This is a genomic window from Nocardiopsis sp. CNR-923, assembly GCF_001942255.1.
Classification (GTDB): domain Bacteria; phylum Actinomycetota; class Actinomycetes; order Streptosporangiales; family Streptosporangiaceae; genus Nocardiopsis.
The window spans coordinates 43,408-59,047 of record NZ_MKKC01000120.1 but is presented as its reverse complement, the minus strand read 5'-3'; the positions used below and the strand labels follow the sequence as shown (position 1 = coordinate 59,047).

At 70.5% G+C, this 15,640-nt stretch carries 12 protein-coding genes and 3 pseudogenes; 6 read left to right on the top strand and 9 right to left on the bottom strand.

The genetic code is table 11. The features are described from left to right. Window positions 1-16 precede the first annotated feature (16 nt). The 3 genes and pseudogenes from cysD to BJF83_RS21425 all read right to left on the bottom strand — a co-directional run bounded on the left by cysD (window position 17) and on the right by BJF83_RS21425 (window position 3,254). Window positions 17-948: pseudogene (gene cysD, locus BJF83_RS21435) on the bottom strand (sulfate adenylyltransferase subunit CysD). 50 nt (window positions 949-998) lie between these two features. Beyond that, window positions 999-1,790 carry a 3'(2'),5'-bisphosphate nucleotidase CysQ gene (locus BJF83_RS21430; protein WP_075927719.1) on the bottom strand — a complete coding sequence of 264 codons (792 nt, stop codon included), beginning with the start codon at window positions 1,788-1,790 and terminating at the stop codon, window positions 999-1,001. Window positions 1,791-1,793: 3 nt separating this feature from the next. Then, window positions 1,794-3,254: a sugar transferase gene (locus tag BJF83_RS21425; protein WP_083678647.1), complete on the bottom strand. Its 1,461-nt coding sequence runs from the start codon at window positions 3,252-3,254 to the stop codon at window positions 1,794-1,796. A 304-nt stretch (window positions 3,255-3,558) separates the two neighbouring features. On the opposite strand from BJF83_RS21425, the gene BJF83_RS29840 reads away from it, so the two are divergent. Further along, on the top strand, window positions 3,559-3,687 hold the full coding sequence (locus BJF83_RS29840; protein WP_262391745.1) for a hypothetical protein: 129 nt from the start codon (window positions 3,559-3,561) through the stop codon (window positions 3,685-3,687). 36 nt (window positions 3,688-3,723) lie between these two features. Here the strand turns inward: BJF83_RS29840 and pth are convergent, their stop codons facing one another. The 4 genes and pseudogenes from pth to glmU form a co-directional block, all read right to left on the bottom strand. Further along, window positions 3,724-4,332 (bottom strand): aminoacyl-tRNA hydrolase, encoded by a 609-nt coding sequence (pth, locus tag BJF83_RS21420; RefSeq protein ID WP_262391744.1) that lies wholly within the window; start codon window positions 4,330-4,332, stop codon window positions 3,724-3,726. A 101-nt stretch (window positions 4,333-4,433) separates the two neighbouring features. Then, window positions 4,434-5,033 carry a 50S ribosomal protein L25/general stress protein Ctc gene (locus BJF83_RS21415; protein ID WP_075927717.1) on the bottom strand — a complete coding sequence of 200 codons (600 nt, stop codon included), beginning with the start codon at window positions 5,031-5,033 and terminating at the stop codon, window positions 4,434-4,436. Between the two features lie 349 nt (window positions 5,034-5,382). Further along, on the bottom strand, window positions 5,383-6,351 hold the full coding sequence (locus BJF83_RS21410; RefSeq protein ID WP_075927800.1) for a ribose-phosphate diphosphokinase: 969 nt from the start codon (window positions 6,349-6,351) through the stop codon (window positions 5,383-5,385). A 17-nt stretch (window positions 6,352-6,368) separates the two neighbouring features. Beyond that, window positions 6,369-7,834, bottom strand: a pseudogene (gene glmU / locus BJF83_RS21405) (bifunctional UDP-N-acetylglucosamine diphosphorylase/glucosamine-1-phosphate N-acetyltransferase GlmU). A gap of 543 nt (window positions 7,835-8,377) precedes the next feature. On the opposite strand from glmU, the gene BJF83_RS21400 reads away from it, so the two are divergent. From BJF83_RS21400 to BJF83_RS21385, 4 genes and pseudogenes are all read left to right on the top strand, one after another. After that, window positions 8,378-9,337: a fatty acid desaturase gene (locus BJF83_RS21400; RefSeq protein WP_075927716.1), complete on the top strand. Its 960-nt coding sequence runs from the start codon at window positions 8,378-8,380 to the stop codon at window positions 9,335-9,337. Window positions 9,338-9,351: 14 nt separating this feature from the next. Next, window positions 9,352-10,007, top strand: a pseudogene (locus BJF83_RS21395) (TetR family transcriptional regulator). Window positions 10,008-10,150: 143 nt separating this feature from the next. After that, entirely contained in the window at window positions 10,151-10,660 is a 510-nt protein-coding gene (locus BJF83_RS21390) for a MarR family winged helix-turn-helix transcriptional regulator (protein WP_075927715.1), read from the top strand. Between the two features lie 81 nt (window positions 10,661-10,741). Further along, window positions 10,742-11,713: a GDSL-type esterase/lipase family protein gene (locus tag BJF83_RS21385; protein ID WP_262391743.1), complete on the top strand. Its 972-nt coding sequence runs from the start codon at window positions 10,742-10,744 to the stop codon at window positions 11,711-11,713. Window positions 11,714-11,837: 124 nt separating this feature from the next. Here BJF83_RS21385 and BJF83_RS21380 read toward each other — a convergent pair whose 3' ends face one another. Further along, window positions 11,838-13,607, bottom strand: a complete 1,770-nt coding sequence (locus BJF83_RS21380; protein ID WP_075927713.1) for an ABC-F family ATP-binding cassette domain-containing protein — start codon at window positions 13,605-13,607, stop codon at window positions 11,838-11,840. Window positions 13,608-14,075: 468 nt separating this feature from the next. On the opposite strand from BJF83_RS21380, the gene BJF83_RS21375 reads away from it, so the two are divergent. Then, window positions 14,076-14,396 (top strand): pentapeptide repeat-containing protein, encoded by a 321-nt coding sequence (locus BJF83_RS21375; RefSeq protein WP_262391742.1) that lies wholly within the window; start codon window positions 14,076-14,078, stop codon window positions 14,394-14,396. Window positions 14,397-14,644: 248 nt separating this feature from the next. Here the strand turns inward: BJF83_RS21375 and BJF83_RS21370 are convergent, their stop codons facing one another. Then, the gene (locus BJF83_RS21370) at window positions 14,645-15,601 is read right to left on the bottom strand and encodes an SRPBCC domain-containing protein (protein ID WP_075927798.1); all 957 of its coding nucleotides are present in this window, start codon (window positions 15,599-15,601) and stop codon (window positions 14,645-14,647) included. Between the last annotated feature and the right edge of the window lie 39 nt (window positions 15,602-15,640).

The window sequence follows — 15,640 nt, the reverse complement described above, 5'->3', positions numbered from 1 at the left end:
GTTCGCGGCACACGCCCTAGAAGTAGCCCTCGCGCTTGCGGTCCTCCATGCCGCCTCGCTGGCCCGGTCGTCCGCCCGTGTCTGCCCTCGCTCGGTGAGCCGGGTCGCGGCGATCTCGGCGATGATGTCGTCCAGCTCCACCGCCGTGGACTTGACCGCTCCGGTGCAGGTCAGGTCGCCGACGGTGCGGTAGCGCACGGTCTCGGCGAAGACCGTCTCGGTCTCGTCGCGCTGGATGATGGGCGAGTCGGCCAGGAGGATGCCGTCACGCTCGAAGACCCGGCGCTCGTGCGCGAAGTAGATGGAGGGCAGCTCCAGACGCTCGCGCTCGATGTAGCTCCACACGTCCAACTCGGTCCAGTTGGAGATCGGGAACACGCGGATGTGCTCGCCGCGGTCGATGCGGGTGTTGAACACGCTCCACAGCTCGGGGCGCTGGTTCTTGGGGTCCCACTGCCCGAACTCGTCGCGGAAGGAGAAGACGCGCTCCTTGGCCCGGGCCTTCTCCTCGTCGCGGCGGGCGCCGCCGAAAGCCGCGTCGAAGCCGTGCTCCTCGATGGCCTCCAGCAGGGCGGCGGTCTGGAGCCGGTTGCGGCTGGCCCAGCGTCCGGTCGGTTCGGTGACCTTGCCCGCGTCGATCTGCTCCTGGACCGATGCGACGACCAGGCGGACGCCCGCCTCGGCGACACGGCGGTCACGGAACTCGATCACCTCGTCGAAGTTGTGGCCGGTGTCCACGTGCATCACGGGGAAGGGGACGGCGCCTGGCCAGAAGGCCTTCTCCGCGAGGCGGAGCATGACGATGGAGTCCTTGCCCCCGGAGAAGAGCAGAACGGGCCGCTCGAACTCCGCGGCCACCTCGCGCATGATGAAGATCGCCTCGGCTTCGAGCACGTCGAGCTGAGAGAGCTGGTAGCGCCCGGGCGCCTGCTGACTGGACTGACCCATGAATCCGCCTTTGTGATACCGACACGGCCGACGGCGGAGGGCCTCTTCGGTCAGCCCCCCGCGTGCGGCCCCGCGCTGTCCAGGTCCGCACCGTCGCGGATGCTTGCCAACAACATACCCGACAATTCCGATCGACATACAAGGATATCGGGGAGTAGCGGGTCGGCCACGTTGTAGCGCAGGGGCGACCCGTCGATGCGCGACGTGTGCAGACCGGCGGCGCGCGCGACCGCGACGGGCGCGGCGCTGTCCCACTCGTACTGGCCGCCCGCGTGGACGTAGATGTCGGCGATCCCGAGCATCACCGCGCAGATCTTCGCCCCCGCCGAGCCCATGGGGATGACCTCGGCGCCGAGCTGGTTGGCCATCCGCTGCACGAACGCGGGGGGCCGCGTCCGGCTCGCGGTGATGCGCAGACGCTGGTCGCCGGGGCGCTCGTCCGGCAGCCACGGCGGGTCGACCGTGGAGACGGTGGTGCCCTGCGCGGGGAGGGAGACCGCGCCGGCGACGAGGTCGCCGTTCTCCCACAGGGCCACGTGCACGGCCCAGTCGGTGCGGCCCGCCTCGGCGAACTCCCGGGTGCCGTCGAGGGGGTCGATGATCCACACGCGTCGCGCCCGCAGCCGCGAAAGATCGTCGGCTCCCTCCTCGGAGAGCACCGAGTCGCTGGGGCGCAGCCGGCCGAGGGCGGAGAAGAGGAACTCGTGGGAGGTCCTGTCCCCCAGGGTGCGCAGCACCTCGGGCTCGCCGAACCCGTGCCTGGCGCGCAGGCGCAGCAGGAGCTGACCCGCCTCGGTCGCCAGGTCCCTGGCCACCTCATGATCGTTTCTGATGCTCTTCACCGGCTAGTAAGCTCCCGCCCCACGGATCACCGCTGACCACGTCTTCCACAGGATCTGGATGTCCAACGTCAGCGACCAGTTTTCCACGTACCTCAGGTCCAGACGGACCGACTCCTCCCAGGAGAGGTCGGACCGACCGCTGACCTGCCACAGACCCGTCATACCCGGTTTGACCACGAGCCGGCGGCGGACGTCGTACCCGTACTGGGCGACTTCCTCCGGCAGAGGCGGCCTGGGGCCGACGAGCGACATCTCCCCACGGACCACGTTGACGAGCTGGGGTAGCTCGTCGAGCGAGTACCGGCGCAGCCATGCCCCCACGGACGTCACCCTGGGGTCGCGACGCATCTTGAACAGCACCCCGTCGTGCTCGTTGCGGGGCCTGAGCGCCTCCTTCAGCGTGTCGGCCCCGACCACCATGGTACGGAACTTGTAAACGGTGAACTCGGCCCCACCCCGTCCGACGCGAGTCTGGGTGAACAGAGCGGGCCCGCCGCCCTCGGAGCGGATGAGCACCGTCAGCACCAGGAACAACGGGGACAGCAGAGCCAGGGCCAGGGCCGCGGCGCACCGGTCGAAAACCCCCTTGAGCAGGCGCCGCCCACCCGCGAGTTCGGGGTGCTCCACGTGCAGCAGGGGCAGCCCCGCCACGGGACGGATGGAGGTGCGCGGACCGGCGACCTCCATGAGAGCGGAGGCGACGATGAGGTCGGTCCCGGTCTTCTCCAGCTCCCACGCCAGCCGCCGCAGCTCGACTCCGTCCATTTCGGGACAGGCGAGCACCGCCACGGTGTCGGCTCCGACGAGGGAGGCGGCCTGGGCCACCTCGGTGAAGTCGCCCAGCACCGGACAGCCTTCGACGGCGACCTCCCCGAGGCCGTCCGGGGCGCTCTCGCCAGGCGGCAGGCACACGCCGACGACCCGCATGCCGTGGTAGATCTCCCCCCGGAACCGGCGGATGAGGTCCCCGGCGGCGCAGCGGTAGCCGACCACGACGACGCCGCTCATGCACTGCCCGAAGCGGCGGCGCCGGTGCAGGGCCTTGCGCCGGGCGTAGTGCAGACCAAGGGTCGTGGCGACGATGAGCGGTGGAACGGCGAGCGCGTAGCCGCGGGAGAGGTCGAAGGCGACGGCGTAGGCCCCGATGGCGACCGAGGCGGCCAGGAAGACCCCCGCCACGGCCACTCGGCGGTACTCCTCGGTGCCGACCCCCAGGAACCGCCGCTCGTATCCGCCGCCCAGCCACACGAAGGCGACCCACACGACCGGCAGCAGCAGCGAGAGGTGCAGGTAAGGAGACGCCTCGGCGGCCCCGAGGGCGTCATGGAACCGGACGGCCGTTCCGCCGAACGCCGCGGCGGCGGCGGCCAGCAGGTCGAGGGAGACGAGCCCCGCCACATACGACCGCGTCCACGACCCGCCACGGGAATCGGTGACGAACTCCGCCGCGCCGACCGGCAGCACGCGTTGATTCTGAGCGGTCTCCACCCCGCTGGCTGTGGCCACACTTCCCCCCAAGGGTACGACGTGTTTCTGGATCCTCACAATGAGTAAGCACACCTGGCACCGCGGAGCCCGAAAGGGCAGGGCGGGGTGTGGTCGGGCATCAAGGACTGACGACCCGAACAGTAACTAAAAGTAGTGGAGAAGTCGCGTCTCGTGTCGGCCTGTTGGGGAAGCAGGATCAGGTCGTCCTGAGAACGTGTCTGTGTCGAGACCGAAACTTCTTCAGACACCCGTGACCTCGCGCTGACGACCCGCCCAGCGGGTGGCATCCCACGCCGCCTACCTGGCGGGCGCGCTGGTCGGGGTGATCGCGGAGGCGGTCGGCGAGCCCGGCCCCGACCGCGGCCCGGAGACGGTCGCCGCGGCCACGTGGCGGCTGTTGGCCGGGTGACCGGGGAGACGGGCCGGAGGCGTCCGCCGGGGCTGGCTAAACGGCGGTGTGGAAGATGTTCTGGGCCCGCTCCAGGCCGTCCTTGATGATCGTGCGGACGGCGTCGGCGGCGCGCTCGACGTTGAGGTCGAGTTCCCCGCGCTCGGTGGAGGAGAAGTCGCGCAGCACGTGGGCGGCGGCGTCCATCCGACCGGGCGGGCGGCCCACACCGAAGCGGACCCGGACGTAGTCGGGGGTGGACAGGGAGGCGGTGACCGACTTCAGGCCGTTGTGGCCGCCGGACCCGCCGCCGCGCTTGAGCTTGAGCGCGCAGAAGTCGATGTCCAGTTCGTCGTGGACCACGACGACGCGCTCGACCGGCACCTTGTAGAACTTCGCCAGTCCCGCGACGGGACCGCCGGACACGTTCATGAAGGACCGCGGCTTGGCCAGCACCACCGGGGCGCCCTCGATCCGGGTCTCCACGACCTCGGCGTGCGCCTTGTGCGCCTTCCAGCGCTCGCCGCCCGCGGACGCCAGCGCGTCCACCACCATGAATCCGGCGTTGTGCCGGTTCGCGGCGTACTTGGGGCCGGGGTTGCCCAGCCCGACGACCAGCCAGCGCTCAGCCTCAGCCATGTCCTCGTTCTTCCTGATTCCCAGCATGCGCCACAGGTCCACCATGGTGCACGACCCTATACGCACGCCGAACGCGCGGCCCCCAGGGGAACCGCGCGTTCGGTGCGATGACTGTGCGGGGGAACGCCCTACTCGGCGGCGGGCTCCTCGGCGCCTTCCTCGGCGGCCTCGGCGGCGGGCGCCTCCTCCTCGACCCGCGGAGCGGAGACGGTGAGCAGGATCGCCTCGGGGTCCGTGACCAGCGTGGTGCCCGCGGGCAGCTTCAGGTCGCCGGCGGTCGGCGTGGAGCCGATCTCCAGGCCCTCCACGTCGAAGGACACGCCCTCGGGGATGTGGGTGGCCTCGGCCTCGACGGTCACCTCGACGAGTTCCTGGTTGAGCACGCCCGGGGCCTTGACCTCACCGGTCAGCTCGACGTGGATGTCGACCTGGACCTTCTCGCCCTTGGAGACGACCAGCAGGTCGACGTGCTCCAGGAAGCCCTTGATGGCGTCGCGCTGGACGCTCTTGGGGAGGGCGAGGTTGTCCTTGTCGACGCCGTCGAGACGGATGAGGACGTTCGGGGTCTTCAGGGCGAGCATGAGCTCGTGGCCGGGCAGGTTGAGGTGGCGGGGCTCGGTGCCGTGGCCGTAGAGGACGGCCGGCACCTTACCCGCGCGGCGGGCGCGCCGAGCGGCGCCCTTGCCGAATTCCGTGCGGGGCTCGGCAGCGATTCGTACCTCGGACACGACAAAACTCCTCGGGTTCAACCCCGCAGCACGGGGAACACGACTCCAGTAGTACGACGATTCCCGCACTGGGCGGGGAAAGCGGCGGGGTCACCCACGTGGGGACACGGCCGCCGTGGTTCCAGGCGTGCCCGGCGAGACGCCACCGGACCCGCCCGGCCCGGGAACACTCGTCGCGCACCCCTGCCCGCGCGATCCTGCGCAGCCGAAGGGGCTCCGCTGGGCACGGGGACACTCGGTCAAGTCTACTGGCTTCACCGACGACTCCGTACACGTCCCGCTGGCGGCCACCCCCCGTTCACGGGGCGCCCGCCAGCGGCACGGCCGGGGTGCGCGAGTGGACCCGCGGCTACTCGAAGAGACTGGTCACCGAGCCGTCGGTGAACACCTCGCTGATCGCGCGGGCGACCAGCGGAGCGATCGACAGCTGCGTGAGCTTGTCGAAGGAGCGTTCCTCCGGCACCGGCAGCGAGTTGGTGATGATGACCTCGGAGATCCGGGAGTTCTGCAGGCGCTCGGCCGCCGGACCGGACAGCACGCCGTGCGTGGCCGCCACGATGACCTTCTCCGCGCCGTTCTCGAACAGGGCCTCGGAGGCCTTCACGATCGTGCCGCCGGTGTCGATCATGTCGTCGACCAGCACGCACGTGCGGCCCGCGACCTGGCCGACGACCTCGTGGACGCGCACCTGGTTGGCGACGTCCGGGTCGCGGCGCTTGTGGATGATCGCCAGAGGCGCGCCGAGGCGGTCGGCCCAGCGGTCGGCGGTGCGCACGCGGCCCGCGTCCGGGGAGACCACGGTGATCTCGGAGTGCTCGACCCGGTCGGCCACGTAGTCGGCCAGGATCGGCAGGGCGAACAGGTGGTCCACCGGGCCGTCGAAGAAGCCCTGGATCTGGTCCGTGTGCAGGTCGACCGCCATCATTCGGTTGGCGCCCGCCGTACGGAACAGGTCGGTCATCAGTCGTGCGGAGATGGGCTCGCGGCCCCGGTGCTTCTTGTCCTGCCGGGCGTATCCGAGGAACGGCGTCACCACGGTGATCCGCTTGGCGGACGCGCGCTTGAGCGCGTCCACCATGATCAGCTGCTCCATGATGGACTCGTTGACCGGAGCCGAGTGGCACTGCAGGACGAACGCGTCGCAGCCGCGGACGGACTCAAGGTAGCGGACGAAGATCTCACTGTTGGCGAAGGTGTCGAACCGGGTGGGGACCACGTCGATCCCCAACTCCTTCGCCACCTCCTGGGCCAGTTCGGGGTGGGTGCGCCCCGAGAAGAGCATCAACTGTTTCTGCCCGGTGGCCTTCATCCCGCTCACGTACTTCTCCCCCACGGTTACTGCTTGTCGGAATTATCTGTTCTGCGCCGGTCGGCCCGCTCCGCGGCCTCGGCGGAGGCGGTGCCCGGGCGTTTGCGCCGGGTCCACCCCTCGACGTTGCGCTGGCGGTGCCCCTCGGAGACCGCCAGGGCACCGGGCGGGACATCGTCCCGGACCACGGCCCCGGCCCCGGAGTAGGCCCCGTCGCCCACGGTCACGGGCGCGACGATGGTGTTGTCGCTGCCGATGCGCACGTGGTCGCCGATGGTGCTCCGGGACTTGCTGACCCCGTCGTAGTTGACGAACACCGTGGAGCAGCCGATGTTGCTGCCCTCGCCGATGTCCGCGTCCCCGACGTAGGTCAGGTGCGGGACCTTGGACCCGGCGCCGACGGTCGAGTTCTTGACCTCGACGAAGGCGCGACCTTGGTCCGCTCGGCCAGGCGGGTGCCCGGCCGGAGGTAGGTGTAGGGGCCGACGTTGGCCCCGGAGCCGATCTCGACCCGGTCAGCGGTGGTCTCGCGGACGTGCGCGCCCTCGCCGACGACCGTGTCCCGCAGCGTGGAACCGGGTCCGACGACGGCGTCCTCGCCGACCACGGTGGCGCCGAGCAGCCGGGTGTCCGGCTCCAGCACCGCGTCGCGGCCGATCCTGACCTGGACGTCGAGCCAGGTGGTGGCGGGGTCGACGACCGTCACGCCGGAGCGCATGTGCTCCTCGACCAGACGCCGGTTGAGGACGCGGCGTGCCTCGGAGAGCTGGACGCGGTCGTTGACGCCCTGGACCTCGTGCCAGTCCTCGGCGGTCCAGGCGCCGACCCGGTGCCCGTCCCCGCGCAGCAGGGCGACGGCGTCGGTGATGTACTCCTCGCCCTTGGCGTTGTCGGTCGACAGGCGCTGGACGACGGCGGACAGCAGGGCGCCGTCGAAGGCGTACATGCCGGAGTTGATCTCGTCGATCGCGCGCTGGTCGGGGGTGGCGTCGGCGTGCTCGACGATGCCGGTGAACGCCCCGTCCGCGTCGCGGACGATGCGCCCGTACCCCGCGGGGTCGGGGACGCGGGCGGAGAGGGCGGTGACGGCGTTGCCCTCCTTCTCGTGCGCGGCGACGAGCTCGGTCAGCGTCGACCCGCGCAGAAGCGGGGTGTCTCCGCAGGTGAGGACGACTGTCCCGGTGAGGGTGACGCCTCTGCCCGTGAGGTCCTCGACCGCCATCCGGACCGCGTGGCCGGTGCCGTTGCGCTCCTCCTGGACGGCGGTGGTCGCGTCCGGGGCGATCTGTCCCAGGTGTTCGGCGACCCGCTCACGGGCGTGGCCGACGACGACCACGGTGTGCTCGGGGGTGAGGTCGCCGGCGGCGGCGAGCACGTGTCCGAGCATGCTGCGGCCGTTGATCTCGTGCAGAACCTTGGGAAGTTTGGACTTCATTCGGGTGCCCTCGCCCGCCGCGAGGACGATGACGGCAGCCGGGCGGTTCACGCTCACTGAAGGAGACCCCTCGTGAATAGCTGGCGGTTGAACTGTCGGCTCACCCCTCGGCGGCCCGACCCGCGTGCCGCACGGGCGGCCGTCGGATGATCCAGCGGCCGACATGGGAAGGATACATGCGCGTCACCGCCGCTTCGCGGGGGTGCGGCATGGAGGACCACGCGATCGGCGCGGGCACGCCGTGGGCGGCGGGTGGCGGGCGCGAAGTGTGGGGAGCGTCGCGTCACGAGTTCGGGAACCATCCGGCGCACCCGCGGGGACGGGCGGGGGGCGACTGCTCCCGGACCAGGGCTCGAACCTGGACGATGGGGACCAAAACCCCACATGCTGCCGATTACATCATCCGGGAACGCACCGGGTGTGATCGCGGCACACCCAGGCGCTCGGCACCAACATAGCGCCATTCGCGGTGGGCTTGCCAAACCTACGGGGTCGTAGGTTACGGTTGCGTAGGAATAGGTTGGGCCGTCGACACGGGTGCCCCGCGCGCTGAGGACGCGTCCTGACCTCGACAACGCTCCCGTGACGAGGTGTCCAGACATGACCGCAGCCCCCGAGGCGCCCATCAGCGCGACCGCCAAACGCGAGGCGATCCCGGAGATCGAGCCGGAACCGCGCGGCAAGGCCGAGCGCTACACCGTGTTCGCCTTCGTGTTCATCCCACTGATCGCCCTGCTGGCGGCGGTGCCGTTCTTCTGGGGCTGGGGGCTGACCCTCGTCGACGTCGCCATCGCCGCGGTCTTCTACCTGATCAGCGGACTGGGTATCACGGTCGGCTTCCACCGCCACTTCACGCACGGCTCGTTCCGGGCCAACCGCCCCCTGCGGATCGCGCTGGCGGTGGCGGGCAGCATGGCGATCGAGGGCAGTGTCGTCAAGTGGGTGGCCGACCACCGCCGCCACCACAAGTACGCGGACGCCGAGGGCGACCCGCACTCCCCGTGGCGCTTCGGCGACGACTGGAAGTCCGTGGCCAAGGGGCTGTACTACGCGCACATGGCGTGGATGTACCTGGACGAGAAGAAGACCTCGCCGCGCCGCTTCGCCCCCGACCTGCTCAAGGACAAGGACGTGGTCCTCGTCGACCGGCTCTTCGTCCCGATCGTCCTCTTCTCGCTGGCCGCTCCGGCCGTCGTCGGCGGTCTGGTCACCATGTCCTGGTCGGGCGCGATCACCGCGTTCTTCTGGGCGAGCCTGGTGCGCGTGGCCCTGCTGCACCACATCACCTGGTCGATCAACTCCATCTGCCACACCATCGGCGAGGAGAACTTCGAGGTCCGCGACCGCTCCCGCAACGTGTGGTGGCTGGCCATCCCGTCCTTCGGCGAGTCCTGGCACAACCTGCACCACGCCGACCCCACCTGCGCCCGCCACGGCGTGCTCAAGGGCCAGATCGACATCTCCGCCCGGATCATCTGGATCTTCGAGCGGTTCGGCTGGGCGACCAAGGTGCGCTGGCCCAACGCGGAACGGCTCGCCGCCAAGCGGGTCGGCCTCTAGGATCGGTAGCCATCATGGGAGCAGCCGACAGCCAACAGGGGACCCGCGTGCGCCGCAAGCGCATGACGGGCAAGGAGCGTCGCAACAGCTTGTCGAGATCGGCCGGGAGCTGTTCGCCGAGCGGGGATTCGACGCGACCTCCGTCGAGGAGATCGCCGCGCGGGCCGGTGTGTCCAAGCCCGTGGTCTACGAGCACTTCGGCGGCAAGGAGGGCATCTACGCGGTCGTCGTCGACCGGGAGATGCGCACCCTCCTGGACATGATGGGCGAGGCCCTCACCGCCGACCACGCACACGACAAGATCGAGCGGGCGGCGCTGGCGCTGCTGCGTTACGTGGAGGAGAACACCGTGGGCTTCCGGGTGCTGACCCGTGACTCGCACGTGGCCTCCGGCACGGGCAGCTTCGCCAGCCTGATCAACGACATCGCGAGCCAGGTCGAGCACATCATGGCCGACGAGTTCGCCGAACGCGGGTACGACCCGGCGCTCGCGCCCATGTACGCGCAGGCGCTGGTGGGCATGTGGGCGCTGACCGGCCAGTGGTGGCTGGAGGTGCGCAGACCCAAGCGCGAGGTGGTCGCGGCGCACCTGGTCAACCTGGCCTGGAACGGGCTCGCCCGGCTGGAGGCCAAGCCCGGACTGAACACGCGCGGGCGCCGATCGGGCTGACCGACGACCACGAGCGGCAGGGGCGGGGAACCGCGCCGGAGGCGTCCGACCGAGGGTGCCCCGCCCGGCCGCGCGACGGCCCCTGGGCGGCGTCCTACCCTTACCCGCCTCACTATCTTGATGTCAAGAGATATGCTGGTCCCATGCGCGATGAGGTGGATGGGCTGATCGAGGCGTGGCGAGCCGAACGCCCGGACGTGGACGTGACGCCGCTGGAGGTGTTCAGCCGGGTCTCCCGGCTCGCACGCCACCTGGACCGTGCCCGGCGCACGGTCTTCACCGAACACTCCCTGGAGCCCTGGGAGTTCGACGTCCTCGCCGAGCTCCGCCGCTCCGGTCCGCCCTACGAGCTCAGTCCCGGCCGTCTGCTGCGCGCCACCCTCGTGACCTCGGGGACCATGACCAACCGGGTCGACCGGCTGGCCGCGGCGGGCCTGGTGCGCCGCAGGCCCGACCCCGCCGACAAGCGCGGTGTCCTGGTCCGGCTCACGGAGAAGGGCGCCCAGCGCATCGACGCGGCGCTCGCCTCCCTCGTCCGGTACGAGGAGTCGCTTCTGGCCCCGATGCCCGATCAGGACCGCGCCCGGCTCGCATCGTTACTGAGAAGCCTGCTCGTTCCCCTCGACAGGGAGCCCTCAGGTCCGCAAGGCTAGTTACCCTGCGGTATCCGTCTCTCATCGGGAAACCGCTGTCTGGGCGCGAACCACATTCCAGGCATGGGTTGGAGAGCAACAGTGAGATTCCGCTGGATCGCGGCCACGGCCGCCGCGGCCGTGGTCGCCACGGGCTGCGGCGGCGGGGACGAGGGTACGGACATCGAGCAGCGTTACTACCTGTCCTTGGGCGACTCCCTGACCGTGGGGGTGCAGCCCGACGAGAACGGTGTTCCCGGGGAGACCGCCGACGGCTACACCGACATGCTGTACCGGGGGCTGTACGACGCGGACTCGACACTCGTCCACGAGCGGTTGGGCTGCGGCGGCGAGGACACCACGACGTTCGTCGAGGGCGGCGTGCCCCGTTGCGACCAACGGTATGAGGGCCGGTCCCAACTGGAGGCCGCGGAGGAGTTCCTCGCCGAGCACCAGGGGCGCGTCGAGCTGGTCACCGTCACCATCGGGGGCAACAACTTCACCGGCTGCGTGAGCGGCCTGGAGAACCCGGACGGTCCCGCCATCGACACCGCGTGCGTGGACGACGGGCTGGAGCGGATCGGGACGGAGGTGCCCGAGATCGCCGACCGTCTGCGCACGGCGGCGGGACCGGACACCCCGATCATCGCGATGACCTACTACAACCCGTTCCTCGCCGCCCTGCTCCTGGAGGACGCAGGAGAGGATGACGCCGAGGAGTCGCCGTCGCCGGAGGAGGCGGGCGCCGGTGAGGGGGCGGGCGCCGACGGCGACGGAACCGCCGCCGCCCCGGACGACGGCCTGGTCGGGTACGCCACCGGCGTCCTGGAGCGGATGAACGCGTCCCTGCGCGACTCCTACGCCGACGCCGGCGTCGAGGTCGCCGACGTCGAGGGGGCCTTCGCCTCCGCGGACTTCAACGTCCCGGCCGACAGCACGACCGGCATGCCGACCAACGTGCAGCGGATCTGCGACCTGACCTGGATGTGCGACGTCGACCGCGGGCCGGACATCCACACCAACAGGGCGGGAGCCCAGGAGATCGCCACCGCCTTCGAGGAGCTGGTCGGGTGACCCCGGGGCGGGGCGCCGCCGCCCCGCCCCTCTGAGCGCCGGTCCGCGCGGTGCCGCACCGCGTGCGCGACCCCAGGAGTGTTCCGCGGACACATACCCCGCCGAGCGGCATCCGCGGCACACCCTAGCCCCCGACCAGTTCGGCCTGGGCCAGCCAGACCTCCTCCAGTTCGTCGCGCTCGGCCGCCAGGGCCTTGGCCTCGGCGTCCAGCTCGGCCAGCCGGGTGTAGTCCTCCGCGGCGGCGGCCATGAGCTCGTGCAGCTCGGCCTCGCGCCTGGCGACGCGGTCCATCCGCCGCTCGACCCGCTGCATCTCCTTCTGGGCGGCGCGCCGCTCGGCCGCGGACACCGCGGGCTCCTCCCTGGGGGCGGCGGCCCCGGCGGATCCGGCCGGGACCGAGGGCGGCTTCGCCGTGGCGGCGCGGCGCTCCAGGTACTCGTCGACGCCGCCGGGCAGGAAGGCCAGGGTGCCGTCGCCCATGAGGGCGAGCACGCGGTCGGTGATCCGCTCAAGGAAGTACCGGTCGTGGCTGACCAGCACCAGCGACCCGGGCCAGCCGTCGAGGAGGTCCTCCAGTTCGGTGAGGGTCTCGATGTCCAGGTCGTTGGTGGGCTCGTCCAGCAGGAGGACGTTGGGCTCGTCCATGAGCAGACGCAGCAGCTGGAGGCGGCGGCGCTCACCGCCGGACAGGTCGCCGATCGGCGTCCACTGGCGTTCGCCGCGGAACCCGAAGCGCTCCAGCATCTGGCTCGCGGTGTAGTCGCGCCTGCCGATGGTGACGTGTTCGCGCACGTCCATGACGGTCTGGAGCGGACGCGCGTCGGGGTCGAGTTCGGTGATGTTCTGCGACAGGTGGGCGAGCCGGACGGTCTTGCCGGTGCGCACCGAACCGGAGTCGGGAGCGCGCTCGCCGCCCAGGATGCGGAGCAGGGTGGACTTGCCCGCGCCGTTGACGCCGACCAGGCCGACCCGGTCGCCGGGGCCGAGCTGCCAGGTCAGGCGGTCCAGGAGGACGCGGTCGGGCACGGCGGCCGACACGTCCTTGAGGTCGACGACGGTCTTGCCCAGGCGCGAGCTGGCGAACCGGACGAGTTCGACCGTGTCCCGGACCGGTGGGACGTCGGCGATGAGCTGGTTGGCGGCCTCGATGCGGAACTTGGGCTTGGAGGTGCGCGCGGGCGCGCCCCGGCGCAGCCAGGCCAGCTCCTTGCGCATGAGGTTCTGGCGGCGCTCCTCGGCCACCGCGGCCATGCGCTCCCGTTCGGCCTTGGCCAGGACGTAGGCGGCGTACCCGCCCTCGTACCGCTCGACCGCGCCGCGCCCGACCTCCCACGTGCGGGTGGTGACGGCGTCGAGGAACCAGCGGTCGTGGGTGACGACCACGAGCGACTCGGGACGGCCGTTCAGGTGCTGGGCGAGCCAGGCGATGCCCTCGATGTCCAGGTGGTTGGTGGGTTCGTCGAGGACGATCAGGTCGTGGTCGCCCACGAGCAACCGCGCCAGGGCGGAGCGACGGCGCTCGCCGCCGGACAGCCCGGACATGTCGGCGTCCAGGTCCCAGCCGCCGAGGAGGCCGCGCAGGATGTCGCGGACGCGGGCGTCACCGGCCCACTCGTGCTCGGCCCGGTCGCCCAGCACGAAGGCGCCGACTGTGGTGTCGGGGAAGTCATCCCGCTGGTGGAGGAACCCGATTCGCAGGCCGCGGTTGTGCACGACCCGGCCTGAGTCGGGGTCGGTGCGTCCGGAGAGCACCGAGATGAGCGTGGACTTACCGCCGCCGTTGCGGCCGACGACGCCGATGCGCTCGCCCTCGTCCACGCCCAGCGACACCTTGTCGAGGAGTACGAGCGGCCCGTAGGCCAGGGACACGTCCTGAAGATTGACCAGATTCATCAACGGCCGCCCGCCCGTAGCACATTGGTGTTCACCTGGTCAAACTTCCTCTCTGTCCTGCGAAAACACTACCTGAGGGGGCAAGGGTTGAACCTCGTTCTCCACGGTTGGCTGGGGGTCATGTGCTGACACGGTGCTGACCTCTCCCCCGGTTCTCGGGGCACCCTTGCAACCACCCAAAGACCCACCATAGGCCCTGTCCCGAACCCCGGGGCGGGGCCTGTGCCATGCCTCACAAGACCCCCAACAGCACCCCTGGGCAAGGCCCCCTCACTGTCAGGCCCTCACTGTGACTCTCAGGACCTCTCAGGCGTGACAACAGGACGTGTTGCCAGCAAGGCCCCTCAGTAAGGCCCCTGTGCGTACAGCGCGCCCTGTGTGCGCTGCTCTGCTGTCCCTGTGCACTCGACACGTGCTCACGCTGTCCTGTCGCTGGTTCTCGCTGACTCCCGGATGATGGGGCTCACGATGGAAAACGTGACCCTCTCGGATGTGCTGTTTCAGGGATGCCAGTTCGACTATGCCACCCTGAACAGGCTTCGGGTGAAGGGAAGCGTTGCCTTCGTGAACTGTCGGTTCCGAGAAGCGATCTTCACGGGTGGAGATCTGGGTTCCACCGTGTTCGATGACTGCTCGCTCAGTGGCGTTGAGTTCGATTCCGTCAAGATGGCGGGAACGGACATCCGGGAATGTGAGGTCTCCGGAATCATCGGTGTCTCATCTCTCAAGGGGGCACACGTGGCCCCGAACCACTCCCGCAACTGTTCGACGCTTTCGCCAAGGATCTAGGACTCAAGGTGTCCGAGGTCTGAAAAGCCGGGGGAGAGGGAAACGGCGGCTCCCTGGCATCCGTCCTTGAGTCGGGGAGTCGCCTTCCCCTTGTCCCTGAACACGCGAGAGGGGTTCCGCTTCGCTAGAAGCCTTGTCCTGTAGTGTGTCCCTGCACATCACCTCCATGATGCCCTCCCGACGGGACCGCCGCGTTCGGTCGGAGGGGGAGCGGCACCGCCCGCGCTCGGTGCGCGGACCGCCGCCGGTCAGGTGAGGCGTTCGTCGTAGCGCCGCCGCAGTTCCTCGGTGCGGTCCCTCGGCCACGGTCGGCGCTCGTCGCCGTTGACCGCCGCGAAGAACAGCTCCAGGTGGGTCTGCCAGGCGGCCAGCATCACGGGCAGCAGTCCGGACAGGCCGTCCGGCACGGTCTGGGTCAGCTCGACGCGCGTGCCCAGCTCCGGTTCGTGCGCGAACTCCCACAGCACCGTGCCCGCCAGTTCCCCCTCGTACAGCCACGCGTACTCCAACGCGCGGGGCGGCGCGCAGCCGGTGACCAGGCCCGTGGGGACGTACCCGTTGGTGAGGCGGGTCGGCGGCGCCGCGCCGACACGGGGTTCGTCTCCCCCGGTGGCGACCTCCCAGACCGAGTCGAGCGACCGCCACAGGAGGTCGCGTGCGAACCGCACGGCGAGGCCCTCGTCGGCCGACTCGACCTCCCCCTCGCCGAGCCCGAACGCGTCCACGTAGCGCTCCACGGACCCCAGGTGGTCCTGGGGCTCCTCGAAGTGCCTGCGCGCCAGCCGGGCCTCCAGTGCCGCCAGGCACACGTCCCACCCGTGCGCGTCGCGGGCGGCGCCGAGGCGGCCCAATGCGCCGCCGCCCAAGCCCTGGGTGAACACGAGCAGGGACCCGGGGCCGTCGGGGCCCAGCTCGAACCTGAGCTCGTCCCCGCCCCAGCGGAAGCCGAACACGCGCGGCGGATCGTACTCGGTGACCTCGCCCTCGCCGCCCCCACCGGCGGCCTCGGGGGCGTCGAGGAAGGTGAAGCGGACGTACCCACCCACCCGGAGGTCGGCCTCCACCAAGACGGGGAACCAGTGTTCGAGCTCGATCGGGTCGGTGATCGACCGCCACACCTTCGGGACGGGGTGCGCGAGGCGCCGCTCGAACCGGAGCTCCGACTCGCCCGCCACGGTACGCAGTTCCGCCCTGGGAGCGTCCATCGCGGCCTCCCCGCTCACCCGCCGTCGTCCCGTGGGAGG

Coding starts and splice junctions, on each gene's coding strand:
- BJF83_RS21390 (WP_075927715.1), top strand. CDS start 10,151: ATGCGCGATGAGGTGGATGGGCTGATCGAGGCGTGGCGAGCCGAACGC.
- BJF83_RS21370 (WP_075927798.1), bottom strand. CDS start 15,601: ATGGACGCTCCCAGGGCGGAACTGCGTACCGTGGCGGGCGAGTCGGAG.
- pth (WP_262391744.1), bottom strand. CDS start 4,332: ATGCTGGGAATCAGGAAGAACGAGGACATGGCTGAGGCTGAGCGCTGG.
- BJF83_RS21400 (WP_075927716.1), top strand. CDS start 8,378: ATGACCGCAGCCCCCGAGGCGCCCATCAGCGCGACCGCCAAACGCGAG.
- BJF83_RS21380 (WP_075927713.1), bottom strand. CDS start 13,607: ATGAATCTGGTCAATCTTCAGGACGTGTCCCTGGCCTACGGGCCGCTC.
- BJF83_RS21375 (WP_262391742.1), top strand. CDS start 14,076: ATGGAAAACGTGACCCTCTCGGATGTGCTGTTTCAGGGATGCCAGTTC.